At 62.2% G+C, this 25,539-nt stretch carries 25 protein-coding genes and 1 tRNA gene; 13 read left to right on the top strand and 13 right to left on the bottom strand.

Features of this window, described 5'->3' with window-relative positions:
• Positions 1 to 8: 8 nt before the first annotated feature.
• From QZ650_RS06345 to QZ650_RS06335, 3 genes are all read left to right on the top strand, one after another.
• On the top strand, positions 9 to 2,342 hold the full coding sequence (locus QZ650_RS06345; protein ID WP_292518583.1) for an ATP-binding protein: 2,334 nt from the start codon (positions 9 to 11) through the stop codon (positions 2,340 to 2,342).
• A gap of 42 nt (positions 2,343 to 2,384) precedes the next feature.
• The gene (locus QZ650_RS06340) at positions 2,385 to 2,984 is read left to right on the top strand and encodes a DNA polymerase ligase N-terminal domain-containing protein (protein WP_292518585.1); all 600 of its coding nucleotides are present in this window, start codon (positions 2,385 to 2,387) and stop codon (positions 2,982 to 2,984) included.
• 648 nt (positions 2,985 to 3,632) lie between these two features.
• Entirely contained in the window at positions 3,633 to 4,079 is a 447-nt protein-coding gene (locus tag QZ650_RS06335; protein ID WP_292518587.1) for an S-adenosylmethionine decarboxylase, read from the top strand.
• A 679-nt stretch (positions 4,080 to 4,758) separates the two neighbouring features.
• Here QZ650_RS06335 and frhB read toward each other — a convergent pair.
• From frhB to mptA, 5 genes are all read right to left on the bottom strand, one after another.
• Positions 4,759 to 5,646: a coenzyme F420 hydrogenase subunit beta gene (gene frhB / locus QZ650_RS06330; RefSeq protein WP_292518588.1), complete on the bottom strand. Its 888-nt coding sequence runs from the start codon at positions 5,644 to 5,646 to the stop codon at positions 4,759 to 4,761.
• A 10-nt stretch (positions 5,647 to 5,656) separates the two neighbouring features.
• Entirely contained in the window at positions 5,657 to 6,418 is a 762-nt protein-coding gene (frhG, locus tag QZ650_RS06325; RefSeq protein ID WP_292518590.1) for a coenzyme F420 hydrogenase subunit gamma, read from the bottom strand.
• A 268-nt stretch (positions 6,419 to 6,686) separates the two neighbouring features.
• Positions 6,687 to 7,247, bottom strand: coding sequence for a coenzyme F420-reducing hydrogenase, FrhD protein (frhD, locus tag QZ650_RS06320; protein WP_292518592.1), 561 nt, complete (start codon positions 7,245 to 7,247; stop codon positions 6,687 to 6,689).
• 10 nt (positions 7,248 to 7,257) lie between these two features.
• A complete protein-coding gene (frhA, locus tag QZ650_RS06315; protein ID WP_292518593.1) occupies positions 7,258 to 8,625 on the bottom strand; it encodes a coenzyme F420 hydrogenase subunit alpha in 1,368 nt (455 codons plus the stop codon).
• A 226-nt stretch (positions 8,626 to 8,851) separates the two neighbouring features.
• The gene (mptA, locus tag QZ650_RS06310; protein WP_292518595.1) at positions 8,852 to 9,793 is read right to left on the bottom strand and encodes a GTP cyclohydrolase MptA; all 942 of its coding nucleotides are present in this window, start codon (positions 9,791 to 9,793) and stop codon (positions 8,852 to 8,854) included.
• Positions 9,794 to 9,920: 127 nt separating this feature from the next.
• Between mptA and ilvC the strand changes: the two genes are divergently transcribed.
• Together ilvC and QZ650_RS06300 are read left to right on the top strand one after the other, a co-directional pair.
• The gene (ilvC, locus tag QZ650_RS06305; RefSeq protein ID WP_292518597.1) at positions 9,921 to 10,910 is read left to right on the top strand and encodes a ketol-acid reductoisomerase; all 990 of its coding nucleotides are present in this window, start codon (positions 9,921 to 9,923) and stop codon (positions 10,908 to 10,910) included.
• A 54-nt stretch (positions 10,911 to 10,964) separates the two neighbouring features.
• Entirely contained in the window at positions 10,965 to 11,459 is a 495-nt protein-coding gene (locus QZ650_RS06300; RefSeq protein WP_292518599.1) for a flavodoxin, read from the top strand.
• On the opposite strand, the gene purL is transcribed toward QZ650_RS06300, so the two are convergent.
• Positions 11,453 to 13,525 carry a phosphoribosylformylglycinamidine synthase subunit PurL gene (gene purL, locus QZ650_RS06295; RefSeq protein WP_292518601.1) on the bottom strand — a complete coding sequence of 691 codons (2,073 nt, stop codon included), beginning with the start codon at positions 13,523 to 13,525 and terminating at the stop codon, positions 11,453 to 11,455. The two genes, QZ650_RS06300 and purL, sit on opposite strands and share 7 nt — an antisense overlap.
• A gap of 94 nt (positions 13,526 to 13,619) precedes the next feature.
• On the opposite strand from purL, the gene QZ650_RS06290 reads away from it, so the two are divergent.
• The gene (locus QZ650_RS06290) at positions 13,620 to 14,237 is read left to right on the top strand and encodes a translation initiation factor IF-2 subunit beta (RefSeq protein WP_292518603.1); all 618 of its coding nucleotides are present in this window, start codon (positions 13,620 to 13,622) and stop codon (positions 14,235 to 14,237) included.
• Here QZ650_RS06290 and QZ650_RS06285 read toward each other — a convergent pair.
• Genes QZ650_RS06285 through QZ650_RS06260 form a run of 6 tightly spaced genes read right to left on the bottom strand, consistent with a single transcriptional unit; the run spans position 14,218 to position 19,264 of the window.
• A complete protein-coding gene (locus QZ650_RS06285; protein WP_292518605.1) occupies positions 14,218 to 14,850 on the bottom strand; it encodes a class I SAM-dependent methyltransferase in 633 nt (210 codons plus the stop codon). The two genes, QZ650_RS06290 and QZ650_RS06285, sit on opposite strands and share 20 nt — an antisense overlap.
• A 7-nt stretch (positions 14,851 to 14,857) precedes the next feature.
• Entirely contained in the window at positions 14,858 to 15,136 is a 279-nt protein-coding gene (locus QZ650_RS06280) for a DNA-directed RNA polymerase subunit L (RefSeq protein WP_292522477.1), read from the bottom strand.
• A 52-nt stretch (positions 15,137 to 15,188) separates the two neighbouring features.
• On the bottom strand, positions 15,189 to 15,917 hold the full coding sequence (locus QZ650_RS06275) for an MBL fold metallo-hydrolase (protein ID WP_292518609.1): 729 nt from the start codon (positions 15,915 to 15,917) through the stop codon (positions 15,189 to 15,191).
• 4 nt (positions 15,918 to 15,921) lie between these two features.
• Positions 15,922 to 17,211 carry an ATP-binding protein gene (locus QZ650_RS06270; RefSeq protein ID WP_292518611.1) on the bottom strand — a complete coding sequence of 430 codons (1,290 nt, stop codon included), beginning with the start codon at positions 17,209 to 17,211 and terminating at the stop codon, positions 15,922 to 15,924.
• Positions 17,212 to 17,255: 44 nt separating this feature from the next.
• On the bottom strand, positions 17,256 to 18,137 hold the full coding sequence (gene map / locus QZ650_RS06265; RefSeq protein ID WP_292518613.1) for a type II methionyl aminopeptidase: 882 nt from the start codon (positions 18,135 to 18,137) through the stop codon (positions 17,256 to 17,258).
• Complete coding sequence (locus tag QZ650_RS06260; RefSeq protein WP_292518615.1) at positions 18,134 to 19,264, bottom strand: Xaa-Pro peptidase family protein; 1,131 nt, start codon at positions 19,262 to 19,264, stop codon at positions 18,134 to 18,136. The genes map and QZ650_RS06260 overlap by 4 nt, the downstream gene beginning before the upstream one ends.
• A 59-nt stretch (positions 19,265 to 19,323) precedes the next feature.
• Between QZ650_RS06260 and QZ650_RS06255 the strand changes: the two genes are divergently transcribed.
• From QZ650_RS06255 to QZ650_RS06245, 3 genes are all read left to right on the top strand, one after another.
• Positions 19,324 to 19,557, top strand: coding sequence for a hypothetical protein (locus tag QZ650_RS06255; RefSeq protein WP_292518617.1), 234 nt, complete (start codon positions 19,324 to 19,326; stop codon positions 19,555 to 19,557).
• Positions 19,558 to 19,586: 29 nt separating this feature from the next.
• On the top strand, positions 19,587 to 19,886 hold the full coding sequence (locus QZ650_RS06250) for a hypothetical protein (protein ID WP_292518638.1): 300 nt from the start codon (positions 19,587 to 19,589) through the stop codon (positions 19,884 to 19,886).
• 39 nt (positions 19,887 to 19,925) lie between these two features.
• Positions 19,926 to 19,998: transfer RNA gene (locus QZ650_RS06245), tRNA-Asn, on the top strand.
• A 508-nt stretch (positions 19,999 to 20,506) separates the two neighbouring features.
• Here the strand turns inward: QZ650_RS06245 and QZ650_RS06240 are convergent.
• Positions 20,507 to 21,982, bottom strand: coding sequence for a CorA family divalent cation transporter (locus QZ650_RS06240; RefSeq protein ID WP_292518619.1), 1,476 nt, complete (start codon positions 21,980 to 21,982; stop codon positions 20,507 to 20,509).
• A 156-nt stretch (positions 21,983 to 22,138) separates the two neighbouring features.
• Here QZ650_RS06240 and QZ650_RS06235 point away from each other — a divergent pair, with 156 nt between their 5' ends.
• The 4 genes from QZ650_RS06235 to QZ650_RS06220 are packed head-to-tail and all read left to right on the top strand — an operon-like array spanning position 22,139 to position 25,152.
• On the top strand, positions 22,139 to 23,329 hold the full coding sequence (locus tag QZ650_RS06235) for an epoxide hydrolase family protein (protein WP_292518621.1): 1,191 nt from the start codon (positions 22,139 to 22,141) through the stop codon (positions 23,327 to 23,329).
• 2 nt (positions 23,330 to 23,331) lie between these two features.
• On the top strand, positions 23,332 to 24,510 hold the full coding sequence (locus QZ650_RS06230; protein WP_292518640.1) for an epoxide hydrolase family protein: 1,179 nt from the start codon (positions 23,332 to 23,334) through the stop codon (positions 24,508 to 24,510).
• A 40-nt stretch (positions 24,511 to 24,550) separates the two neighbouring features.
• A complete protein-coding gene (locus tag QZ650_RS06225) occupies positions 24,551 to 24,697 on the top strand; it encodes a hypothetical protein (protein ID WP_292518623.1) in 147 nt (48 codons plus the stop codon).
• A gap of 47 nt (positions 24,698 to 24,744) precedes the next feature.
• Positions 24,745 to 25,152: a hypothetical protein gene (locus QZ650_RS06220; RefSeq protein WP_292518625.1), complete on the top strand. Its 408-nt coding sequence runs from the start codon at positions 24,745 to 24,747 to the stop codon at positions 25,150 to 25,152.
• The last annotated feature ends 387 nt before the right edge of the window (positions 25,153 to 25,539 follow it).

Genomic DNA, 25,539 nt, shown 5'->3' with positions numbered 1-25,539 from the left:
GTGAAACCGTGTCAACAGACCTTACTGAAGCACTCAAAGCGATGGGGTATCGAGATGCCGAGATCCCGACCCTGGTGGAGTCGTTCCCTCCCGCTGTCATCGAGTACCTGCGGGACTTCCGGTCACATGAGGTCCGCGACATCGTTGAGACGCTCCTCTACATCTACATCGCCCTGAACAGCTCGTCGTCCCGGGGAGAGGGGGAGGGCGTGGTCGAACAGAGTTGTTACGCCTATACATCGGGCCCGCTCTTCGCCCTTGCGCAGGTCGACCTCATCGAGTCCACGTCCTGGCACGGCACGACGGTGATCAGGACGACGGCCGCAGGAGCTGCGATTGCCCGCCCGCTCGTGGAGGCCCGGATCCGGGCGCTGGATATCCAGGCCCTCGCCCGCGAGATCCACGAGGTCGTCCCGGCCCTCCTTGCAGGGACCGTGAAGGGCTCGTATGTCAACAAGACCTTCCCGTCCACGCTCCCCCGCACCGAGGAGACGTTCATCGGGTTTCTCCTCAACAACAGCCCCGGCCTCTTTCTCGAGTGCGAAAGGTTTGCCGCCCGGCTCAAAGCCGCCGGGTGCGCGGTCCTCGCCTATGCCTACGACCTCGACGGATTTTCGTCCGAAGGCGTCGTCTATACCTTCCCCCCGGAGTTTGCGTACATCCTCAAGGGGATGCTTGAAGCGATCGACCCCGGGGCGAGAGAACACTACGATATGCTCCTTGAGTCGTTCTACTCGACGTTCACGGTTCTGCGCTACCTCGCCTGCGGCGAGGACGCCGACCGTATCCGGGCATCGCCGGCCCACCGCCGGGAACTCTCACGGGTGCTCTCGGAACTCACCGACGCGATCTACATCCTTGAGCAGGTGCCCCAGGACGACGGGGTCGATCTCTCCCGGTTCATCATCAAGGACCGGGACCTCTACGATGCGCGCCTCCGCGACCTCGGGCGGGCGCTGATGGCCGAGGTTGCCGAGAAGATCGTCGTCGACCGGCCTGCCCCGGAACCGGCGGCGGAGCCTCTTTTCTATGAGGAAGAGGTTTTCCCCGCTCCTGAGGAGATCCTCCCCGTTCCCGGGGAGACCCCCGTCCCACCCCCCGCGCCGCCGGTCGAGGAGGAAGAGGCTGAGGAGGAAGAGGATGCTTGGGACGGCGCATTCTTCGCCGACGAGGAGGAAGAGGAGGAGAGGATTGAGCCGCTCCCCCCTGTCCTGCCTCCCGCACCCCGCCGGGCCGCGGCACCCGCCCCTGCTCCGGAGCCTCCCCGTCCGAACGGGTTTGACATCTTCCTCGGCCATGCCCCGGACGGGCGGCAGGTCAACTGGTCGCCCGGAAGGCTCAACAACGGCCACATGATCATCCTCGGCGGCTCGGGGGCCGGCAAGACCGAGACGATCCGGTGCATCGCAGGGGATCTTGCGGCACAGGCGATGCCGGTCGTCCTGATCGACTTCCACGGGGATATGGCCGCGAGCTCAGGGGATATCCGGACCTACAAGATCCGCGAGGGCGGGCAGTATTACTTCAACCCGCTGGAACTCGATCCTGCCATAGACGAGATCACCCCGCTCCGGGCGACCTCGGACTTCGTCGACGCCATATCGATCAACTTCCCGACGCTCGGGATCCAGCAGCGCCGAAAGATCAAGAACATCATCAAGGACTGCTACCGGATGTCCGGGATCACGGGAAACACCGAGACCTGGAAACGGGTGCTCGACTTCGACGACATCGAAGGCGAGATCATGAACTGCGAGGACGAGGCGATCCCGGCCTACCTTGAGGACATCTTCGACTACAAACTCTTCTCGGGCGAAGAGAAGATCTCAATCCCCACGATCCTCGCCGGCGGGATCACCCATATCAACTTAAATGCCCTCCCGGAGAACCTGCGCTACCTCTTTGCGGACCTGTTTCTGCGGCGGATCTACTACACCCTCCAGGCGATGGGCGAGATTCCGCGTGGAACGGCGGACGAGCGGGCAAAGTTCCGGCTCTTTGTGATCGTCGACGAGGCGAAACTCCTGGTGAGCCAGAAGAGCGGCTCAAAGACCTCAATCAAGGCGGTGCTGAACAAATACGCGACCGAGATGCGGAAGTTCGGTGTCTCGCTCATCCTCGCGTCCCAGCTCATCGCCCACTTCAACGAGGAGATCCTGGCAAACATCGCGGTGAAGTTCTGCATGCGGGCCGAGAACAAGAAGCAGGCCCAGGAGAACGCCAAGTTCTTCGAGGTGAGCGAGAAAGACCTCCTCAACTTCCAGCCGGGGGAGGGGATCCTGATCATCGGCTCGGAGAAGATGAACGTCCGGATCGTCCCCGCATCCGGACGAAGCCCCTAAGGCCGGAAAACCCTTATCCTGGGGCAGCGCGGGTGTCTTTGTATGGCCGGATCGGATACGCTCGACGAGTACCGGGCAAAGAGGGACTTTGCCCGGACGCCGGAGCCGCCGGGAGGACGCGAGGCGGCGGCTGCGGACCCTATCTTCGTCATCCAGAAGCATGACGCGACCACGCTCCACTACGACTTCCGTCTGGAGGTCGACGGCGTCCTGAAGTCCTGGGCGGTCCCGAAGGGGCCGTCAACCAGCCCGAAGGAGAAACGCCTCGCCGTCCCGACCGAAGACCATCCTCTTGGCTACGCCGGGTTTGAGGGCGTCATCCCGGCGGGGAGCTACGGGGCGGGGACGGTCCTCGTCTGGGACCGGGGAACCTACCAAAACCTCACGCAGAAGAGCGGGCGGGAGGTCGGGGTCGCCGAGGCCCTCCGGCAGGGTCACGTCTCGGTCTGGCTCGAGGGGGAGAGGGTCCGGGGCGGGTATGCCCTCACCCGTTTCCGGACCGGGAAGGGCGAAGCCTGGCTGCTTGTGAAGAAGGACGATCCCGGGGCGGAGCCTGGCCGGGACCCGGTCGCGACAGAGCCCCGGTCGGTTATATCCGGGCGGACGCTTGAAGAGATTGCGGCGGAGGCGCGTGGTGGGTGAGACGGTTGAGCTCGTCTGCCCGATTACGGCCGGCGGCGATAGCCCTGTCCATGCCCGGCGCCCGCACCAGCGCCCCCCTGCTGTCCGGCGAGGACTGGAGACGTGCCGCAGGTCTGCCCGGAGCTCCCCGGCGGGGTGCGTGAGGGGAACCCGGGGTGCGCGGCGGAGCGGCAAAGATACCCTGTTTCTTGACCCGGCAGGGGGGGCCCGTAGTCATCGCCCGATTGGCTTTCGGTCGGCGTTCTGGCCGGTGGGGGAGTAAAATTTTCAAACTCTGGTTTAATGGTTTTTATCCCTGGAAAAGTGGCCTGGGAACCTTACTGGAAAAAGAACTATTTCCTGAGGCCCCAATTCTCCGCGAACCCCCGGAACAGGGCCTGCGGGGAAAAATTGGGTGCGGGGGTGGAATCACATCTTGTGTTATTAATGGTCTGGGTTTTTCACACTAAACCACAAATAAACCAATTAATGTCACCAATTTCAAAATCTGTCAAAAATACGGCGTAGAATTTCAGATACGCTGGGATTGCTCCGATGTAACGGGGAAATAACGGCTATTTTCCATTAGTATGATGGATAAGTTTAAAATCTGTACTATCAATAACTACAGAGATCAATCGATCAGAAGATCCGCTCGAAGGTGAGATCATGGCAAGTAAAGTTATGACAAACAACGCTGCCGCAAGCGGCGTTATGGCAGAGGCAGTAAGCGACGCAGAGATCGTTGCACAGTTCAAGCAGCGTGACTGCTGGGGGCTGTACACGAGCGTGGATTTGAAGGGATGCGACCCGGCATCGATCAGGGACGCAGAGAAGATTCACCAGTTCGTCATCGAACTGTGCAACCTCATCGACATGAAGAGATTCGGTGAACCACAGATCATCCACTTCGGCCCGAATGAGAGGGTCGCAGGATTCTCCATGACCCAGCTCATCGAGACATCGCTGGTCTCCGGCCACTTCGCGAATGAGACCAACGCAGCTTACCTTGACATCTTCAGCTGCAAAGAATACGAGCCTTCGAAGGCAGCCGAGTTCTGCAAGGACTTTTTTGGAGCACAATCAGCAACCTACCAGGTACTGTTCAGGGACTGAATACGAACAAGGCACCCGGCAAGCACTTTAACAATACCCTATGACGGCAAAGAGCCGCAGCCATCTCCCGCCGGTCTAACCGGAAACTACGGCGGGGCGGCCCCCACCCTCGATTTTTCTTGGAGAAGAATGGTCCGGACGTCCGGGTCTGTATACCCTGCCTCTACGTGAGGGTCCGTTTTGTCCCTGGGACCTGCCTTTTTCCTCGGGCATATCACCATGCGGTGGACCGTGGTGGCTATCGCCATTGGGGGAGGGGCTGACGGGGAGTGCGAGCGTAACGAGCTTGAGCACCGACAGGTGCGAGGTGCGATGCTCCGAAGGAGCGGAGCACGAGAAGGCCGAAGGCCTTTGAGGGAGCATCCCCCCTCCCCTGTCTCTACCCCGGAAGGCTATACCTGTGACCCCCACCTCGCCCGGCCTCCGGCCTCCTCCTCTGCACCTAGCGGTGCTCATGCTCCGGCCCTGCGGCCCATCGCACCCCACACCATGGGGCGGGGGCAATCATGGCGATACCCGGTGGAAAGCCGTGTCTCGCTTTCCCTTTTTCACTTCTAATCAGCGACGACCCGGGCCGCTTGACCGGGGTTGGGCGACTGATTTCACGTAAACCCGGTAAAACTCAGTCAACGGAGATATTCGATTGAGGGGAGACCGACCCGACCGAAAAAAGAGAGTTTCAGGGGGACTCGTAGGGGTTCCGGAGACCCTTGGGGGTTCCGTCCGCCTTGAGACCGATCGTCTTACGAGCATCCACAGTCTTCTGGTTCTTCGTGATCTTCTCGGTGGCGAGCTTCTTGACGAGGTCGAGACCGGGCTTGACCTGGTCAATCGGCTTCGTCTCGAAGAGGCCGGCCGCCATGGCGCCGTCCCAGACGGCGTTGCCCTTCATGCTCCGGACAAAGACCGTGCTCCAGCCGTCGGGGCTCCCTACGGAACCGCTCGAGATATCGGCGAGGTTCGCGACGTAGTCCAGACAGACGTTGCAGCCGGGCTGCACGTACTTGTGGATCAGCTTCAGGGGCATCTGGCTGACTGCACCGCGTTCGGTGTAGACCGTGAACTTGCCCTTGCCGATGTCCATCTTCTTGACGGACTCCATCTTCTGGTTGCAGTGATCCTCGACGATCGCCTCGAGTGCCTGGTAGGAGAGGTTCTCCATACAGTAGATGCCGAGCGCAAGAGCGATCTTGTCATCGACGTCGCGCATGCCGATCGGGTAGAGCTGGGCCTTGCGGACAGCCTGGATCTGGCAGGGCACACCGACGATACCGACGCGGTCAAGACCGTAACTGCGGGTCGCTTCCTTGATCAGGTAGAGGTTCGGGCTGATGGTGTAGCGCGTTCCGGCAGCGGCCAGAAGTTCAGCCTTCGTGGTCGCGACCATGGGTTCCGGTCTCCAGGGCTCGTTGCTCGGGCCTGCGACGATGGCACCGTCGATGATACCCTCTTCAAGCGCGTACGCGAAGAGCGTCGTGATGATACCGCCGTCCTGGGACTTCTTTGTGATGTCCTTGTCGGTCGAGCGTGCCGAGATTACGGACTTGTAGTTACCGAGTACGTCCATCTTTCTCACCTCACTGCATGGCTCCCTTGATGGCATCCATGATGCCCTCGTAGTTGTTCATGACGTCGAAGTTGAACCAGCTCCTGGGGCACTGCGAGTAGCAGGCGCCGCACTTGATGCACTGGTCGCGGTTGACGTTCGGCTTGCCGTACTCCATGGTGATGGCACGGACCGGGCAGGTGCCGGCACAGGTCCCGCATCCCATGCAGAGACCCTGGTTGATGACATCATACATCAGATCGCAGCCGCAGGCCTCGTTGCCGCGCTTTGCCAGCTGCATCAGCGGCGTCAGGTAGGCGGTCGCGAGGGCCTTCTGCTCCTCGTTGCCCTTCAGCAGCAGGTAGGCCATGACGGCGACGTTCCTGACTTCCTGGGGGCACGGGGGACACGATGGGATGTAGAGGTCAACGTCGACGACCTCGCTGATCGGCACGAATGCCTCGTGGCCGGGCTGGTTCCACTGACCGCCACGGCAGAACCGGGTGATGTTCCCGTAGGCCGCGCAGGCGCCGTAGGCGACCAGCACCTTCGACTTCTCCCTTGCTTCTTTCAGTTCCTCTACCGAGAGTTTGTCGTTCAGACAGCACGAACCCTCGACCAGGCACACGTCCATCTCCGGGACGTGGCGGGTGTCGACCAGGGTCAGCGCATAGACCAGGTCGGCGTAATCATCGAGCAGCTTGAAGAGACCCTCGTAGTTATCTGCAATCGTCACGAGGCATCCCGTACATCCGCTCAGGTGTAATTCACCTATCGAAATCTTTTCTGCCACAGGCTTTTCCTCCTTTTGTACAACTTCCACCTTTTCTTTTACAATCACATCAGAGGGCTTCACCGCGGGCTTCTCCTGCGCTTTCGTTGCAGCAGGCTTTGCCTCCGGTTTCACCTCCGGCTTTCCCTCAGGTCTTCTGTGCGGTTTACTTCTCGCAGTCTTTACCTCGGGCTTTGCCTTGGGCTTCGTCTGCGGCTCTGTCGCAGCAGGCTTTGCCTCGGGTTTCACCTCCGGCTTATTCTGCGGCTGGCTCGCCGCTGGTATCACCTCAGGTTTGCTCTCCGGTTTTACCTCCGGATCCTCCGGTGGTTTCTCCCGGCGACGCCCAAAGATGCGTTCCTTGATGGTTGATAGCAGCCCCATATTCTACCCCAATTTCCTCCAGTACGATACGTACTGTTTTGGGAATGGCACCCTCAACCTCCTCAGTGAGCCCTAGTTCAAACTCATGGCTCGCGACACGCTTGGGCTGGCACCCGATGATCGTGATATCAATGACGTCTTTTAATCGCTGCAGTGGTTCGGAAAGATCCCACGAATGGGCGTCCCGGTAGGAGCCCGGCGGCAGGTCCTCGGGCCGGAGTTTCGTCACATCACCGGGGTTGGCGCCGAAATCGGCGATATCGATGATGATCAGTTTCCTCACCGGCACCTCTGCATCTTCCATCAGCGTAAAGAGGAAGTGAGGGGCGCCAAGGCCGGCGTCGATCACCTTGACGTTGTCGGGCAGTTGTAGTTTCTGGAGTTCCTCGACGACTGCAGGGCCGAACCCGTCATCTCCGAAGAGGGGGTTGCCGCATCCTGCGATCACGATCTCACGGAATAGCATGCGTGTACGCTCACTGAATGAGTTTCTGGGCCACCAGTCTCTTGTCTTCGTCGATCACAATCATGTGCGTCGCACAGGAGACGCAGGGGTCGTATCCACGCATGACGACTTCCGCGAGCCTCCAGGGCGCACCGGTCAGTGCACGGCTGCAGGTGGGGAAGTTCCAGGTGGTCGGGACGAGCATCCCGAAGTACTGTACGCGGCCGTCTTTGACCTTGGCAAGGTGGACGTCGGTTCCACGGGGCGCTTCGTTTGCGGCCCATCCAAGGGAGCCGTCACCCTGCGGGATCTCGTCCGCGAGGACCGAGCCGGAGGTGTCGAGCGCGTCGAGGGCGTCGATGATGCCGTAGGCGGTCTCGGGGAACTCCATCTGGCGGGCGATCTGCAGGCCGATGGTGCCCTTCTCGTCGTAGTTCTTGAAGATGGCCTGGCGTGCACGCGGTCCGACCTCGACAGGCTGGCCGTCGTAGAGCGGGACGCCGGTGCAGGCTTCCATCTGGGGCCATGCCTTGTTCCCGACGGGGGTGGTGCCGCCTACCGGGTAGTTCGGGTCGGCTTCATCGATCTCGACCTCACCCATGTACCAGTCCCAGGGGCGGACTTCGGTGAACCGCTCGGGGAACCACATCGGGGTCTCGTCGAGGCTGGAGCTGCCGTAGACCGGCGCGGTGGCCATGTAGCCCTGGTTGTGGTAGCCGAGGTCCTTCGGGATCGGGACTTCGACGCCGCCGACTTCAGACCAGTCGCGGTTCTGGTAGTTCCGGAAGACCGCGATCATGAACTCCATCTGTTCATGAGTGAGGACCCGGGCCTCTTTTGCGAGGTCATAGATCTTTGCCTTCGCACGCGGGGTGATGTTCTTGTACATACCGCCGACGCGGGGGTTGCTCGGGTGGATTGCCTCTCCGCCGACGATCTCGCCGATGGTCTGGCCGATCTCACGGATCCGCTGGATCCGGAGTGCAACACTCCTGACCGGTTCTTCCTTGGTGAAGGGGTTGATCTTCACGTCGGTTCCGGGGATGTACATGTCCGGGAGGGACAGGATGTTGTGGATCGCGTGGCTGTGCATCCTGTTGGCACACTGCAGGATGTAACGCAGGAGTTTCGCGTCCTCGGGGATCTCGCACCCGATGGATGCTTCCATCGCTTCGATACCCGCCAGGGTGTGGGCGATGGGACAGATACCGCAGACACGCGATGCGATCTTTGGAACCTGCTCCATCGTCTTTCCGATGGCGAGTTTCTCGACACCCCTCACCGGGGTGATGCTGAGCCAGTCTCCACGCTCGACGATGCCTTCATCGTTGACCTTCAGAACGAGCTTTGAGTGGCCTTCATGTCTCGTTGTTGGGGAAATCTCTACAACTTTCGACAAATATATCGCCTCATTCCGATATTTTGGTGTTCAGAACACTATACCGGTGTTACCACACAATTTTGTACTGGAAACGTACGCGTGTACGTCAACAGGAAATATGAAGAAAACAGAGTTTATAACTTTCGTTTCAGTACGTCCTTGAATTGCATGACAACTGCTTAACGTAATAGCTATTATTAAAATTCATCTAATGATTATAATGGATTTAAAAATATTATTGGGTCTATAGCGCTCCCTCGTCCATCTCCGCAACGAGTTCCGCTATTGTCGCCTTCCGTTCCGCATAGGCGTTGTGCTGGTGGATGCTCTCTTCGTTGGTCTGCTTTATGGTGACTACGGTATCTCCGGGGAGATCCCGGAACTGCGCGATCACCTTGCGGGCCATCTCGCGAACACAGTCTTCTACGAACCGGGGGTTCTTGTGGGCTTCCATCACCACGTAACTCTCGTCACCCCGCTTGAGAAGTTCGTAAATGCGCGCACTCATGGAATCCTTCAAGATCTTGATGATCTTCTCAAGACTGATATGCTGGTCATCATCGATCTCGATGCAGAGGAAACCCCGTCCACGCTGGTTGTGCGTGGCCATCGGCACCTCCTTGAAGAACGTCTCGATCTTCTCGTCTTCCACGCCGAGGTTCTCGAGGACATGCAGGGCATGGTCCTTCATGATGTTCTGGGCGCAGGGGCAGGCGGTCATCCCGGTCACTTCGGCCCCGATGCTCTTTCGGATGATCGGGTCGCCGTCGTTCCTCTGAGCGACTGCGCTCGCGTGGACGTTCACGACCTCATGGCAACTCGTCTCGCTGACCGGTGTCTCCCGCCGGACCATGAACTGGCTCCGCATCCGAACCTCGGTCCGCTCCGCGTACTCGTGCCGGTCGAGGAGTTTGCGCGCCACCGCGCTGCAGAGTTCCTCGATCTCCTTTACGTCCCCGTCGATGGCCTGCTGCAGCACATCATCGATCACCTCGAAGTTCCGGGAGAGGTTTGCCCCTTTGAGGCTCCCCGGCAGGTCGACGAAGACGTCGAAGTTGGAGATGAATATGACCGGCCGCTTGCCGGGTCGGGCGACTTCAACAAGTTTTTGGACGTTTTTCACACCCACCCTGGTCAGGTTGATACGGACCTCCGGCAGGCTGGACTGGACATCTGGCAGTTCCATTACAAATCCTCAATAGCGTATAGAGAATAAGGTTTCTCTTCATCAACCTTAAAATGACCCTCCCGGCAACTGCAGTTATATTATATAGTATTTATCAGGTCTGCTGACCAATCGGGTGTGAGAACCTATGGTGCAGAAATACTACGAGTCCGACGCCGATCCCCGGACCCTGGAGGGTAAGACCATCGCCGTCATCGGCTATGGTTCCCAGGGCCGCGGACAGGCACTGAACCTGCGTGATTCCGGGTTCCAGGTCGTCATCGGCCTGCGGCCCGGCAGCAGCTGGCAGAAGGCATCCGAGGATGGTTTTGACGTTTTCTCTGTGGCGGAAGCCGTCAAACGTGCCGATCTCATCCAGATCCTTCTCCCCGACGAGAACCAGGGGGCCATATACCGCACGGAGATCAGCCCCAACCTCAAAGAGAACGCCTGCCTGATGTTCTCGCACGGGTTTAACATCCACTACGGCCAGATCGTCCCCCCGCCCACCGTCGACGTGGTGATGGTCGCCCCGAAGGGTCCCGGGCACATGGTCCGGCGGACCTACGAGGAAGGGAAGGGAGTGCCGGCCCTCATCGCCATCCACCAGGACGCCACGGGGGAGGCACGCGCCATCGCGCTCGCCTATGCCCGCGGAATCGGCGCGACCCGCGCGGTGGTGCTTGAGACGACGTTTGCCGAGGAGACCGAGACCGACCTTTTTGGTGAGCAGGCGGTCCTCTGCGGCGGGGTGACCTCGCTCATCAAGGCGGGGTTCGAGACCCTGGTGGATGCGGGGTATGCGCCCGAGATGGCATACCTTGAGGTCCTGCACGAGATGAAACTCATCGTCGACCTGATCTACGAAGGCGGGTTTACGAAGATGCGTGACTCGATCAGCAACACCGCCCAGTACGGCGACCTGACGCGCGGTCCCCGCGTCATCGGGCCGGAGACGTATGCTGCGATGCAGGAGGTCCTTGAGGAGATCCAGAACGGCGAGTTCGCGAAGGAGTGGATGCTTGAGAACGCCGTGAACCGCCCGGTCTTCACCGCGCTGACAAGAGCGGACGAGGAGCACCTGATCGAGCAGGTAGGAAGAGAGATCCGCGGATTCATGCCGCAGTTCAGGAAGTAATACTCCTTTTTTTCACCCGACACCCGTTTATATCAATCTGCCGTACCCTCCGGTATGGCTGTCTGTATCATCTATCACTCCGAGACCGGCAACACCCGGGCCGTGGCCGAACGGCTCGCTGCCATGGTCGGCGGCGACCTCCTCGCGGTAAGAGACCTTGCGGGCTACTCGAAGGTGGGCATGTACCTTAAAGGGGCTCCGCGAGCCATGCGTGGAGAAGCGGCTGTAATCGAGCCTGCCACCATCGTCGTCTCCGGCTACGAGACCGTCGTCGTCGGAACCCCCGTATGGGCCCGGAGCCCGACGCCGGCCGTCAACGCGGTGATCAACGCCCTCGCGGGCATCGAGGGGAAGGCCGCGGTCGTCTTCTGCACATCGGGCGGGATGCCGGGGAAGACGCTTGAGACGATGACGGCGATGCTTGCGGGCCGGGGCGCCGACGTCCGCGGTGCGGTCGCGTTCACGGTGCGGGACGTCCAGAAGGGGGAGGGGATCGAGAGCCTGGTGGATCTCGTCCGCCGGTCGGAGAAAGAACTGGTTGTTCAGTAACGCATCGTCCGGCTCGTCGTGCCAAGCGCCGTCGCGATCTCCTCCGGCGTGATGACGACCGTCCCCTCCTTCAGCCGGAGGGTGAGGGCGTCGCCGCCGACGGTGCCGATGAGTCGGTGCTCCACCCCGGCGAGGGCCGACTCATCGGGAACCGCGACCAGGAACCGGCCGCAGGTCTCGGAGAAGAGTTCCGCGAGGGGGTCGCCGGCGAGGGTGACGTCCGCACGCGGGGCGACCTTTGCCAGCGCGGCAACGAGGCCGCCCCGGGAGAGGTCGGTCGCGGTGGTGACCCGTCCCTCCCGAACAAGGTCGCGGACGACGGCGACGACCGCCGGGTCCGCCATTGCGGGTGCGGATCCGCCGCATCCGGTGACCGCGTCGAGGACCGATCCTCCATAGTCGGGCTCAGTCCTCCCGATCAGGGCGAGTTTTTCGCCTTCGGCAGGGGCCGTCCATTTCCGGATCTCGCCTCGCCCGATCATCCCGAGCGAGGGTGTCGGCTTGATCTCTGTCCCGAACTCGTCGCTCTCGTTGTAGAGCGAGACGTTGCCGCCGACGATCGGGACCCCCATCCTCCGTGCCGCATCCCCGAGGCCGAGGACGGCCTGCTCGATCTGCCAGTAGGTCTCCGGGTGCTCGGGGCTCGCGAAGTTCAGGCAGTCGACGATGCAGAGCGGGTCGGCGCCGAGGCAGGCGAGATTGCTGGCGTTCTCGATGACGGCGTTTGCCGCTCCCTCGAAGGGCTTTAGGTAGATGTGCCGGGGGTTGCACCCGCAGGAGAGGACGAGCGCTTTCTCCTCCAGGCGGAGGACGGCGGCGTCATGAAGGAGTGAGACCGACCGGAGCTGGACATCCCTGTCGTACTGCTCGTAGACCCAGTCCTTGCGGGCCACGTCGGGGTGTGCGAGGACCGCGAGCGCGAGGTCCTTTACCGGCGTCGCCGGGCGGACGAACGATTTCTCGGCTGCATACGGTCTCGTCTCCCACCTGCAGAGCGGCGCCCCCCCGACAAGGAGATAGATCGGGAGGTCCGCGACGGTCTCGCCGTGGAACTTCACGATGTAGCGGGGCTCCTCGATCACCTCGCCGATGTCGCTCCAGGCAAGATCGTACTTCTCCGCGATCGCCCCCATCAGGGCGACGTCTTCGGGGGCCACCTCGATGAGCATCCGCTCCTGGGACTCGGCGAGCATGATCTCCCGCGGCACCATCCCCGTCTCCCGGAGGTGGACCCGATCGGCGTGGATGACGGCGCCGAACGTGCTCGCCATCTCGCTTGACGCCCCGGCAAGACCCGCCGCCCCGAGGTCCCGGCAGGAGAGGACCTTCCCGGTCCCGGCCATAGCAAGGATGGCGTCGATGAGGAGTTTTTCCGTGTAGGGGTCCCCGACCTGGACGCTCGGGCGGTCGACGGCCTCCGCGTTCTCGGAGAGGTCACGGGATGCAAACGATGCTCCGCCAAGCCCGTCCCGGCCGGTCGAGGAGCCGACCAGGACAAGATGGCTTCCCGGCCGTTTGACCCTGGCGGTGATGTAGCGGTCGGAGTCCACGACCCCGACGCAGACGACGTTCACGAGCGGGTTTCCTGAGTACGAGGGGTCGAAGACGAGTTCGCCCCGGACGACCGGCACCCCGATGCAGTTGCCGTAATCCCCGATCCCGGCGACGACGTGTTCGAGAAGGTAACGGTTCTTCTCGCTATCGAGGGGCCCGAAGTAGAGCGGGTCCATCAGGGCGATAGGACGGGCGCCCATCGAGAGGATGTCGCGGACGATCCCGCCGACCCCGGTGGCGGCGCCGTCGTAGGGGTCCACGTAACTCGGGTGGTTGTGGCTCTCCATCCCGATGGCGAGGGCACAGGTCTCGCTGAACCGGACAATCGCAGCGTCGTCCCCCGGCCCGAGCAGCACCTCGCTCCCCTCGGTCGGCAGCGTCCGGAGAAGCGGTCTGGTGGACCGGTAACTGCAGTGTTCGCTCCAGAGGTTTTCAAAGCAGGCGATCTCGACGTCGGTTAGGTCCCGCCCGAGGGTTGTTCGCAGCAATCCAAGGTCCTGTGCCGGCAGCATACTGTCAGGCTGGTGGGTTGCCCACCTACATAAGCATGCCCGGGCCCGGGGATGAGGTACTCACTTTTTGACGTCGCGCAACCAATACTGGGGTATGAGCCCGTCATATGAAGACCTTCTGAAGAAGGCTTATACCAATATCACGGAACCGACGGAGTTCGAGGACCGGTTCACGGTTCCGGTCGCCCGCGCCTTCATCGAGGGGAAGACCACGGTCCTTGAGAACTTCGCCGAGATCGCCGATACCCTCCGGCGCGACCCGGACCACCTGATGAAGCACCTTCTTGGTGAGCTCGGGACCGCCGGCAAGATCGAGGGGACGCGGGCCGTCTTCTCCGGGAAGTTCGAGCAGGAGCAGATCAACACGATCATCAAAGGCTACATCGACGACTACGTCATCTGTTCCGAGTGCGGAAAGCCCGATACCCGGCTCGTTAAGACCGAGCGGGTCCTGACGCTCCGGTGCGACGCCTGCGGCGGTCACCGGCCGGTCCGGAAGCGGAAGGCAACCGCAGACCCCTCTGCAGCCTCGAAACCGACCGAGGGCGCCATCATGGACGTCACCCCGCAGTTCCTCTCGAAGCGCGGCGACGGTGTCGTGAAGATCGACCGCTACACGATGTATGTCGCGAACGCAAAACCGGGCCAGACGGTGAAGGTGAAGATCACCCGGATCGCCGGGACGATCATCTTCACCGAGCGTGTGGATTAAAGGGATCTTTTCGGATCTCCACCCACATCCCCTCCTCTTCTTCACGGATACGAGAGTGGGCGACGCCGCTCTCCTCAAGCTCCCGGCGGAGTGTCTCTGGAGTCGCCTGCCCGCTTCGCCGGGCTATATCCCGGTCCCAGTCGGGGTTTCGCCGGCGCATCTCATCAAAAATGGTTTTTCGGATCTCGGGAGTCCCGAAACTGCCGCCGACGAACGCGAACCCGCCGGGTCGGAGGACCCGCTCGATCTCGCGGAACGCCTGCGGCCGGTCATGCCAGAAGTAGATCGAGCCGCGGCTGACGGCGAGCGCAACGGTGTTGTCCCGGATGGGCATACCGTGGACGTCGCCGGTGACCGGGACCACCTTGCCCGGCGAGCCTGCGGCGGTCTCCCGCGCAATCTGGCCCGCCGCCGGGTCGGTGTCGAGCGCGATGACGGTAAGATTGCTCTTTTCCGCCAGCGCGAGTGAGAGGAGGCCGGGGCCGCTCCCGATATCGAGCGCGAAGCCGTTCCGTATCCCCGACCACGCGAGCGCCTGCTCGGCGATGACGGGGTAGATGGGGGCAAAGACTTCCCGGGCAATCCGGGCGAAGCCTTCCGCACTCTTTCTCATGGCCGGTCTATGCGGTCTCGAGGCTTTCCATCTGCTGGAGGAGTTCGCCAGCGTAGCCGGAGAGCCGTTTTGCGGCGTCCGTGATTGCAAGAAGAGGTGGCCGGCCGCCGGTCGTGGTGACGATCAGTTCCGGGTCGGTGAACCGGAATGCCTGCTTACGCTGCGCCACATCCACCTGGGGATCGTTGATGAGTTCGGCGGCGAGCGCGTCGACGTAAGTGTTGCCTTCGCCTTCAAAGAGGATCCGGGCACTGTCGTCGGTCAGCTCCAGAAGTTTGAGTTTCATGGCCATACGCACCTATGTTTGGTCCCGGGAGGAGTATATAGATTGTTGTAGTTCACTCCCAGCAGAACGTCTCCATGTCGTACCCGGCGTGCGGCATATCCGGCGGGACCATGTGGCTCATGTGGACGCACCGGTAGTCTCTCGCCCCGATATCGCGGGCGAACCGGACCGCTTCGGCGTAGTTCATGTGCTTGGTGATCGAGTAGCCCTCGGGAGCGATGGCGTCCACAAAGAGGAGGTCGATATCGGCCTCGGAGAGGAGGTCCCGGCTCTTCTGCGGGATGTCCTCCCGGGTGTCTGCGGTGTAGGCAACCGTGGTATCCTCGTATTCCATCAGGAGGCCGCAGGTGTAGACCGGGGGGTGGTTCACCGGAAAGAACGTGAAGGTGATCCCGAAGAGGTCGAACGGCTCGTAGACGGGGACCGGGTGCTTCTCAAACGGGAGGAAGTGGAGGTAGCCGGAGCAGTAGTCCATCACCGGCGGCGCCGCGTAGGCCGGGGGGACCTTCTGCACCCGGTAGAACTCTCCGAACCCGATGAAGTGGTCGTAGTGGCCGTGCGACCAGAGGACCGCGTCGATGTGCGGCGAGCAGGCCCGGAGGAGCTGCTGCCGGAGGTCCGGCGACGACTCTATAAGGATGTGCTTACCCCCCGTCTCGATGAGGAGGGACGTCCGGAGCCTTGATCGCCCCGCGGCCGTCATCGCCCGGCAGTTCTCGCAGTCGCACCCGATCTTTGGTGTCCCGATGGCGTCACCGGTCCCGAGCAGTGTTATCTGCATGCGCTCAGTACCCGGTGCCGCGGATGACGTTGCGCTCCTCGACCCTGAGGAGACCCTGCTCAATGTCCACCGCATCGAGGCGCCGCCGGTCCTCCATCAGCGCCGACATCACCGCCTCCTTCATCATCATCCGGAGATCGGAGCCCGAGAACCCCTCCGTCCGGGCGGCGAGGTCCGCGAAGTCGCAGTCGCACTCGATCGTGGCGGCGATCTTTTGGAGGATCGCCTGCCGCATCGCCTGGTCGGGGAGCGGGAACTCGACGACCTCGTCGAACCGGCGCCAGGCAGCCTCGTCGAGGATCCGAGGGTGGTTCGTCGCGCCGATGAGGAGGACGCCGTTCTTGACGAAACTGATCTGGTCGATGTTCTTTAAGAGCATGTTCACCGCACGCTTCATCGCACCGTGGTCGTCGCTGACCCGGGTCTTCGCGACGAAGTCGAACTCGTCGATGAAGAGGATGCAGGGGGCGAGTTTCTTTGCGAGGTCAAAGATCCGGTCGATGTTCTTTGAGGTCTCTCCCAGGTACTGGGAGGTGACCATCGCGAGACGGACCTCGAGGACCGGCATGTGGAGCGTCCGCGACATCGCGAGTGCAAGCGACGTCTTCCCGGTGCCGGGCGGGCCGACGAAGAGGAGCCTGCCGAACTCGTAGATGCTGTGCTCCTTCAAAAACTCCCGGTGCTCGAGGGCGACGCCGATCTTACGGATGATCTCCTCCTGGCGTGGCGTGCAGACCAGTTTATCGAGCGTAAACTCGACCTCGTCCGGCGCGCTGATGATGATGAGGTCGCGGGCCTCCCGCATCTCCTCGCTCTCCCCGATGAGCCGGGAGATCTTCGCCTCCATGTATTCTCTGGTGTCCTCGAACCGGGGGTTCTTTGCCAGGACGTTCTGGTAGTTGACGTCGACGCCGTCCTTTCCCTCGAGGAAGTATGCAAGGACGGGATTCCTCCCGACTCTCTCCGTTCCGCCCTTCTTGATGAACCATCCTGCGGCTGCGTCGAGCGAAGGCAGGCTCAGGCGCTGACCGAACTCGTCGTAGCCGACGAACGGGTTTTTGCGGACGGCCTGGCAGACGGCATCCGGGCTGCCGAAGGTCTTCCGGATCGCTCCCTCGCTCACGATCAGAGGACGCTTCACTTCGGTGCTGCCGCCGCTTCCGGCGCCAAAGAACTCCCGGCAGCGCGGATGAAGGTCGTTGATGCCGAGGCCCTCGTTCCGGTTGAATATCTCCGCGGTGAGCAGGACCTCCATGATGTCGAGGACGTCACGCGTACCCGTTTCAATGGTCATATCTATGAGCTGACATGTTGGCGTGCGACATCAATAAGCGTAACTCACCGGGTGGTGACCTCGCACCCGTCCTCCGTAACGATCAGGGTATGCTCCGCCTGGGAGACGAAGGACCCCGGCACGTCGTGCAGCATCGGGAAGGGATGGAGGATCCCTGTCCGCACAAGGGTGGCAAGGCCGATCTCGACCTTGTCGCCCGGGACCCAGCGGCGGGAGAATGGGAGGCCCCGGCGCGGCCGTGCGGTCTCGAGGACCCGTTTTGCCGACGGGAGGCGGGCGGGTCGGGCGGCGATCTGCTTGTAGATCTCCACGCGCGTCGCCTCGCCGACCTTCCCCGACCCCGTGGTGGCGAAGGGCTCGATTGCAAAGACCATTCCCTCCTCAAGCACGGCTCCCCCGCTCATCGCGACGTTCGGGATGGTGGGCTTTCCGTGGAGGTCGTAGCGGTCGAGGCCGTGCCCGGTGAGGTTTGCGACCGGCCTGTAGCCGTGCTCCTCGATCGCTGCCTGGATGGCTGTCCCGAGTTCCCCGGTGGTGACCCCCGGTCGGACGGCGGCGATCGCCGCCTCGAGGGCTGCCCGGGACGCCTCAACGAGCGGACCGTGGTCGCCCAGGTTGACGGTCAGTGCGGTATCGGCGATGTAGCCGTCGATATGCACGCCGAGGTCGACCTTGACCAGATCGCCCCGGGCGAACATCCGCTCGTCGCCGGGCATGGCGGTGTCGTGGGCCGCGGCCTCGTTGAAGGAGACATTCAGGGGGAAGGCAAGGAACGCCCCTTCCTCGGTCACCATCGCTTCCGTCGCCTCAACCATCTCAAGGAGGCTTGCCTCCTCCTTCACCATCCCTGCGGCCCGGTGGAGTATCTTCTGTGCCAGCGCCCCTGCTTCGCGGTAGGCGTCATAGACAACATCATCCATGATCATAACGTGAGCTCCTCTCCGTATTGGGTGAACCGGTCAAACCCGGTCTCTGTCACCGCGCCCATATCCTCCAGGCGGACGCCCCCGGTCCCGGGGTAGTAGAGCCCCGGCTCGATGGTGACGACGTTCCCGGCGACGAGCGCTCCGCCCTGGGGTCCGAGCGACGGGTCCTCGTGCACTTCGAGCCCGACGCCGTGTCCGAGGCTGTGGATGAACCCACGCGTGTCGCTCTCGTAGCCGCGGTCGCGGAAGAACTCGACCGTCGCGCGATAAAGGTCAGCGCCGACGGCCCCGGCCCGGACCATCGATGAGGAGAGGGCTTTTGCGTCCCGGACGGCCTCGAACATCTCCCGGATCTCCGGTGACGGTTCGCCCTTCACGACCGTCCGGGTCATGTCGGCGTGGTAGCCGGTCTGCTCTTCCTGCGGGAAGATGTCGATGACGATCGGCTCGTTCTCAAGGAGCGGACCGAACCCTTCGTTGTGCGGGAGGGCGGTGTCGGGGCCGCAGGAGACGATGGTATCGACCCCTCGGCACCCGTGGGCGAGGAGGACGGCGTGCATCCCGGCACGGACGGCTTCGGAGGTGAGGGGCAGACCGTCCCGGTACAGGACGCCATCTTTCGGGACGGCGCTCCGGATGAGCGCGATCCCTCGCTCCATCGCCGTCTCGGCGACCCGCTGGACCGAGCGGATCCGCTCAATCTCTTCGGGAGTCTTGACTGCCCGCATCCCTTCGACGGCTCCCCGGGTGTCGAGGATGACCGGGTGGAACGACTCGAGTTCCCGGGCGAGGGCGAGGGGGAAGGTTGCGGGGACAAGGATGGGGCCGCGGGCGAGGTCCGCGATCATGTGGGCGGTCGCCCGCCAGCGCGGCTCCCCGGCCTTGATGTACTCGAGGTAGCCGGCATCGGCCCGGGTGACGACCGCTGCGGTCGATTCCCGGACCGCCCGCTCGTGCTCCATCTGCGGGACGACGATCATACCGCGCTCGCCGGACTTCTGGACATAGACCACGGGGTCGGTGGTGCGGAACCGGGTCAGGTAGCGCACGTTGGCGTCTTGAGATGAGCCGTAGGCCGCGTATGCTGCTGCTCCTGCCTCCTGGAGAGCCAAATCCAGTCCATTCATTCTACCACCTCTTCCGTTGAAACCACAAGTACTTTTACCCCCGCGTTCAAGTATGAATAATGGATGAGGCAACCAAACAGGTCTTCAAAGCCAAGTTCGTCATGCTGGCGATCATGCTAAACGTCATAGTCCTCAGTTTTGCCATGGCTGTCTTCGTCCTCTTCCGGTTCGCGCCAGAAGGAACCCCCGGGCTTGTTATCGGGCTCCTCCTCCTCGCTGTCGGGGTGGTCTTCTCCGTCTCGTTCCGGAAGCGATATACTCTGACGAAGGCCTGGCTGCACGAGCAGCCGTAACGCGCATGAACCCGGAGTAGATGGCGGATATGCTGACAAAACTCAAATCCGAGATCGAACTCGCCTCACGGCACCTTGAGGTGATCCGGGCGGTCGTGGAGCACCAGCCCATCGGCATCATGAAGCTCTCCGAGGTCCTGGACCTCCCCTACCACCGGGTCCGCTACTCGCTGCGGATCCTCGAGCAGGAGGGGTATATCCGCGCTTCGCCGGCCGGCGCAGTGGCCACACCGCTCGCGGCCGACCTCCTTGACGGTCTGGAGGGCGAGGTCGACGACCTGATCGATCTCCTTGAGACCATCAAGCGGGAGAACTCCCGTAATGTTTAATACGGTTCAGACAAGACATTATAGAGCACTTGTTATGGTGCCGCCATAACTCAGTTGGTAGAGTGGCTGGCTGTTAACCAGCATGTCACAGGTTCGAGTCCTGTTGGCGGCGTTTTCACTTTTGCCCCGATCTTTGTTATATCCGTGGCTCCTTGAGCTCCCGTCACCTCTCACGAAGAGAGTGTGGGTATATCAGCCCGTCAGAACATGCTACGGCTCCCGCTCTTCAAGAATGCTGTTCTGCACCGCTACGCACACAACCTCACGGCGAGGCAGGGCCTGTCCGGCCGGGTTACCGGCACCAGGGGGATCGGCCCGAGACCAGGAATCTCTCCGGCCGGTGCTCTCCCTGGCCGGCACCCTGCTTCGTTGCCGCCGTCAGGCACTCAGGGCTGCAGAAGGGTGCACCTGTACCTTGCTCTTCCATCAAGAACTCTCGACCACAGTATCCGCAATACACTGATGTGGGCATCGAACTCACCGAAGGTGGAGGAGGCCTGTCAGGGGATAAGCCTTTCTTTGCTCCGGAAGACCACCGTCTCCCGGATCCCGGGAGAGGCGTCCGGCGGCCGGCCCCGTGCATGGAAATACCTGTTTTACAAAGAGGTTGAAGACCCCCCTCATCTCAGCCACCCGATCTTGTAAAAGACCCAGCCGACCCCGAGCATCGCAATCAGGGTCCAGACGGTCACCTGCCAGAGGTAGAGGCTGAAGGGGATGTCGAGGGTGTTCATCCCGAGCATCTGCCCGACAAGCGTCGGGATCAGCACGAGGGCCGAGAGGACGGCGATCACCCGCATCGCCCGGTTCATCTCGTAGGAGACGGTGTTGATGTGGACGTCGATCAGGGAGAGAAGCCCTTCGCGGATGTTCCCGGCGGTCTCGTGCAGGTAGTCCGTCTCGCTTGCGAGGGCATCGAAGATACTCTTCTCCCCTGTCCACGATTCTGTAGCCGAGATGCTTCTTGCGAGGATCGTCGTCACCTCCCTCTCGTGAAAGAGGTTTGAGGCCAGAACGCTGCTCACCCGCTTGAACTGGAAGACGGTATCGAGGAAGTTCTTCGGCATCTCGTTGTTGGGCGTCTCCTCAAGCCGCATCAGTTCGGCCTCCAGCTCCGCGAGGATCCGCGCGTAGTTCTCGTTGATACGGTCAAGAGATCCGTAGAGGACCCGGGCGTCCAGGGGCACCCCGGGGAGGGCGCTCTCGTCGAGACCCGCCCGGGTCTGCTCGAAGAAGTGGTCTTCTGCCATTGAGACGGTGACGATCTTCGTCTCCCGGTGCAGGATGATCAGCCCTGTGGTCGTCACGACCTGGGTCCGCGCCCCTTTACGAACCCGGTCCGTCCGTTCTGGCTCCTGCACGAAGATGAGCCGGGTTGTGCCGGCAACCGTTATTCCCGGGCGCGAGGGGCGCATGAGTTTACTCTCGAGGAAGACGGCGGGGATCCCGAGGAGGTCGGAGAGGACCGGGAAGTCCAGCCGGGATACACCGGAGATGTCAAGCCAGGCCCCGACCGAGGGGTCCTGGAGATACCGCTTTCCCTCCTCTGGAGTGAGGCCATCGATCACGCTCCCGGGTTCTCCCACCACCCCCCGGATCCGCATCGTCGAGAACGCTGGCGGTGCTGGTCCGGCAACGGTGACCTCCGGCTCGATCCGCCGTTCCACGGACCGCCCGCCGGCCGCCGCCACCCGGACCACCCGGAGGAGCCGGAGCGCCGGTGAGGACCGGGCAAGGGTCGAACCGGCGACCGGCACCACCTCTAATACTGGGAGCGTGATGATGACGAGGTCGAGGAGGTGCCAGCGGTCCAGGAAGTGGCTCACCGGGTCCTCGGCGAGCCCCAGTTTGAGGACGTATTCGAGGACGAATATGGCGATGATCACGGTGTCGGCGGTATTCAGGAACTCGATGAGGGGTTCGGGGAGGGATGGGAAGAGGAGGGGCAGGATGACGATGGGCGCCATCATCAGACCGAGGAAGATCATCAGGCCGTCCGGGAGGAGGAGGTAGACGAGGTCCCGCAGAGCCGCTTTCCGCCCCGGCCGGCTCTCTCCGGCGGGGTTCTCCTCCCCTAAAGGCCGGTTTTCCAGCATACGATCCAGTCCCGGTTCTTCAACCTTCAGCCACGGTCCGGGCGAGATGAGGGGGTCGCTGCATATATATTAGCGGGTCACGGGGCCGGCTGAGGATCGGGGAGGCAGGTCCGGCAGCGCGAAAGAATTATCTCATCTCTCTCCAGCAGTCCCCGCATGGTGGTTGATACGTCAGTGCAGCCGTTCCGGGTCGAGACTTCCCAACCGGTCCTGGACGACCTCCGGGATCGGCTCTCCCATACCCGCTTCCCCGACGAGGTCGAGGGCACGGGCTGGGACTCCGGGACGAATCTGGACTATATGATGGAACTGGTCGATTACTGGTTGAACCGGTTCGACTGGCGGGCCCGCGAAGCGGAGTTGAACCGGTTTGCCCATTACCGTGCCGATATCGACGGTATGGGCATCCACTTCATCCACGAGCGGGGCAAAGGCCCCGACCCGCTCCCGATCATCCTCACGCACGGCTGGCCGGACTCCTTCTATCGCTACGCTAAGATCATCCCGATGCTCACCGACCCGGCGGCGCATGGCGGTGACCCTGCCGACGCGTTCGACGTCGTCGTCCCCTCGATGCCCGGCTACGGTTTCTCCGACCGCCCGCACGAGCGCGGTATGACGTCGGCGCGGATTGCCGAGATCTGGGGGCGGCTGATGACCGACGTCCTCGGCTACAAGCGGTTTGCCGCCGGCGGCGGGGACATCGGGAGCGGGGTCTCCCGGTTCCTGGCGCTCGGGCATCCTGGATCGATCATCGGCCTCCACCTCACCGATATGGGCTTCATTCCTCTCGGCGTCGATATCCCCGACCTCTCGGAGAACGAGAGGCGGTATTTCGATGCGATCCAGCAGTTGTGGACGCAGGAAGGCGGCTACAACATGATGCAGTCGACAAAACCGCAGACCCTCGCCTACGGGTTAAACGACTCGCCCGCCGGTCTCGCCGCCTGGATCGTCGAGAAGTTCCGCTCCTGGAGCGACTGCGGCGGCGATATCGAGCGGCGTTTCAGCAAGGACGAACTCCTCACGAACATCATGATCTACTGGACGACGGAGACGATCGGGTCGTCGGTCCGGCTCTACTACGAGAACGTGCATGCTCTGCCGCTGGACTTCCTCAAAGAGCGTATCGAGGTTCCGGTCGGGATGGCCGTCTTCCCGAAGGACTTCATCCCGCCTCCCCGCGAATGGGTGGAGCGGAGGCTGAACGTCGAGCGGTGGACCGAGATGCCGCGGGGCGGCCACTTCACCGCGATGGAGGAACCGGACCTCTTCGTTCGGGATATCCGGGGGTTCTTCCGCCCCTTGCGGGCGGAGTACCGGGAGGTTCTGGGGGTGTCGATTTGACGGTGCGGCCCCACACCATCAGTGTCCCGGAGGAGACGCTCGACGACCTCCGGGAACGGCTCGCCCGCACCCGCTTCCCCGACGAGGTCGAGGGTGCGGGTTGGGACTACGGCACGAACCTCGGTTACATGAAGGAACTCGCCGACTACTGGCTGCACGCCTACGACTGGCGGGCTCGCGAAGCGAAGTTGAACCGATTCCGGCACTACACCACCGATATTGACGGGATGGAGATCCGGTTCATCCACGAGCGGGGCAGGGGGCCGGACCCGATGCCGCTCATCCTCTTTCACGGCTGGCCGGACTCGATCTGCAGGTACCTCAAACTGATCCCGATGCTCACCGATCCGGCATCGCACGACGGCGATCCCGCCGACTCGTTTGACGTCATCGTCCCTTCGCTCATCGGCGACCCAGGGATGTCACGATCGGACAAAGGGCAGCCGCTCGCAAAGATGGCGGAGATATCGTATCGGCTGATGACCGAGGAGCTCGGGTATGAGCGGTTCGGCGCCGGCGGCGGGGACGGCGGCAGCCCGATATCGCAGATCCTCGGCGTCCGCCACCCCGGGTCGATCATCGGTCTCCACCTCACCGACATCGGCTTTCCTATCATGACGGCGAACTTTCCGGACCTCTCCGATACGGAGCGGGAGTACCTCACGAGATCGCAGGCGTGGGGTTTTTCCGAGGGTGCGTATGCGGTGCTCCAGGGCACGAAGCCGCAGACTCTCGCCTACGGGTTAAACGACTCTCCCGCCGGCTACGCCGCATGGATCATCGAGAAGTTCCGCACATGGAGCGACTGCGACGGAGACCTGGAGACGGTCTACTCGAAGGACGAATTGCTGACCAACGTCATGCTCTACTGGACGGCCGGCCCTTCGGTCAGGGCGATCAGTTACCGCGAGGAGTGGGTATCGGGTTCGCTTGCGCCGGACCAGAAGGTCGACGTCCCGGTGGGGCTCGCCCTCCCCCCGAAGGATATCGACCCGATCCCCCCGCGGGAGTTTGCGGAGCGTAACTTGAAAGATATCCGCCGGTGGACGGTGCTCGAGCGCGGCGGCCACTTTGCGCCGATGGAGGTCCCGGAGCTGATGGCCCGGGAGATCCGGGCATTCTTCCGGCCGCTGCGTGCGGCGGGGCCGGGAGAGGGCGGCCGCGAACGGAAAGATTCGTAACCCCGGCGGTCGAACTCCATGCATCGACGGTGGTCTTCGGATGTCGAGGCTGGTACTGATCGACACGGCGACGGGGCGGCGGGTCCGGCACCGTATCAGGAGCATGAAGCAGGCCTTAAAGCAGCAGGAGTGGTACGAGGCGGTGCTCGGGCGGCGGGTGCGGATCGAGAAGGTGTTTGAGCGGTAGCGTTCGCCGGGAAAGGCTGATGCTTCCGCCAGGCGTACCTGAGAATCATGCACGGCGATGCGGCGGAACCGGTCTCTCTCGGGGACGCTATGGCAGCGGCGGAGGTCTCCCGCCGGGAGGGAAGGAAGAACCCGGCGATTGCAGCAGGGCTTTCGCTCCTCTTCAACGGTCTCGGCCAGGCCTACAACGGGCAGTTCGTAAGAGGCGTCCTGGTGCTGCTCGGGAGCCTCTTTGGTCTCTTTCTCATGATCGTTCCGGGCGTGGCGATCTGGGTCTGGGGCGTCTACGATGCCTACCGGACGGCGAAAGGAATGAACGAAGGGCTCGTCCCCTACCGGGAGACGAGTCCGCTCGCGATTGTGGCGTTCGTGGTAGTCTGGGCGGTGACGATCTTCGTGCTCTCGGCGGCGTCGGCGATGCTGCTCGTCGAGATGGGATTGCAGGGAATGATGTAAACAGGTGTTCTGCAGCGGTCAAAGCGGATTTACACCTGCTGATCAACCGAGGTTACAGGCACTGGATTATCGGCGCGGTTATAGCACAATATTTATCTTCTTCGCATACACACTATGCATCTAGTGAGTAAGTCCTTCCCGAAACGGATGAGGCTACCTTGAGGTAGGTGGGACAAAGTAGGGAAGGGTTCACCGTTCTATTTCTGGCGACCCTCGAAAAAGTCGAGTGCAATCGTTGTTTTAGGTTCGATGATGTTATAACCCACATTCCGCAGGTCTTCCATCACAAATAGTATTTTTCATATTCCTTCCCTAACAACCCCAAAATCTTCCACAACTCCTCATTCAGATTCGCCACCCGTTTCACCCTCCTCCCCTCCTCGACCA

Source organism: Methanoculleus sp. (assembly GCF_020696975.1).
In the GTDB taxonomy this organism is placed as follows: Archaea; Halobacteriota; Methanomicrobia; order Methanomicrobiales; family Methanoculleaceae; genus Methanoculleus.
The sequence above is the reverse complement of the archived record's forward strand: the minus strand, read 5'-3'. Positions and strand labels throughout refer to the sequence as shown.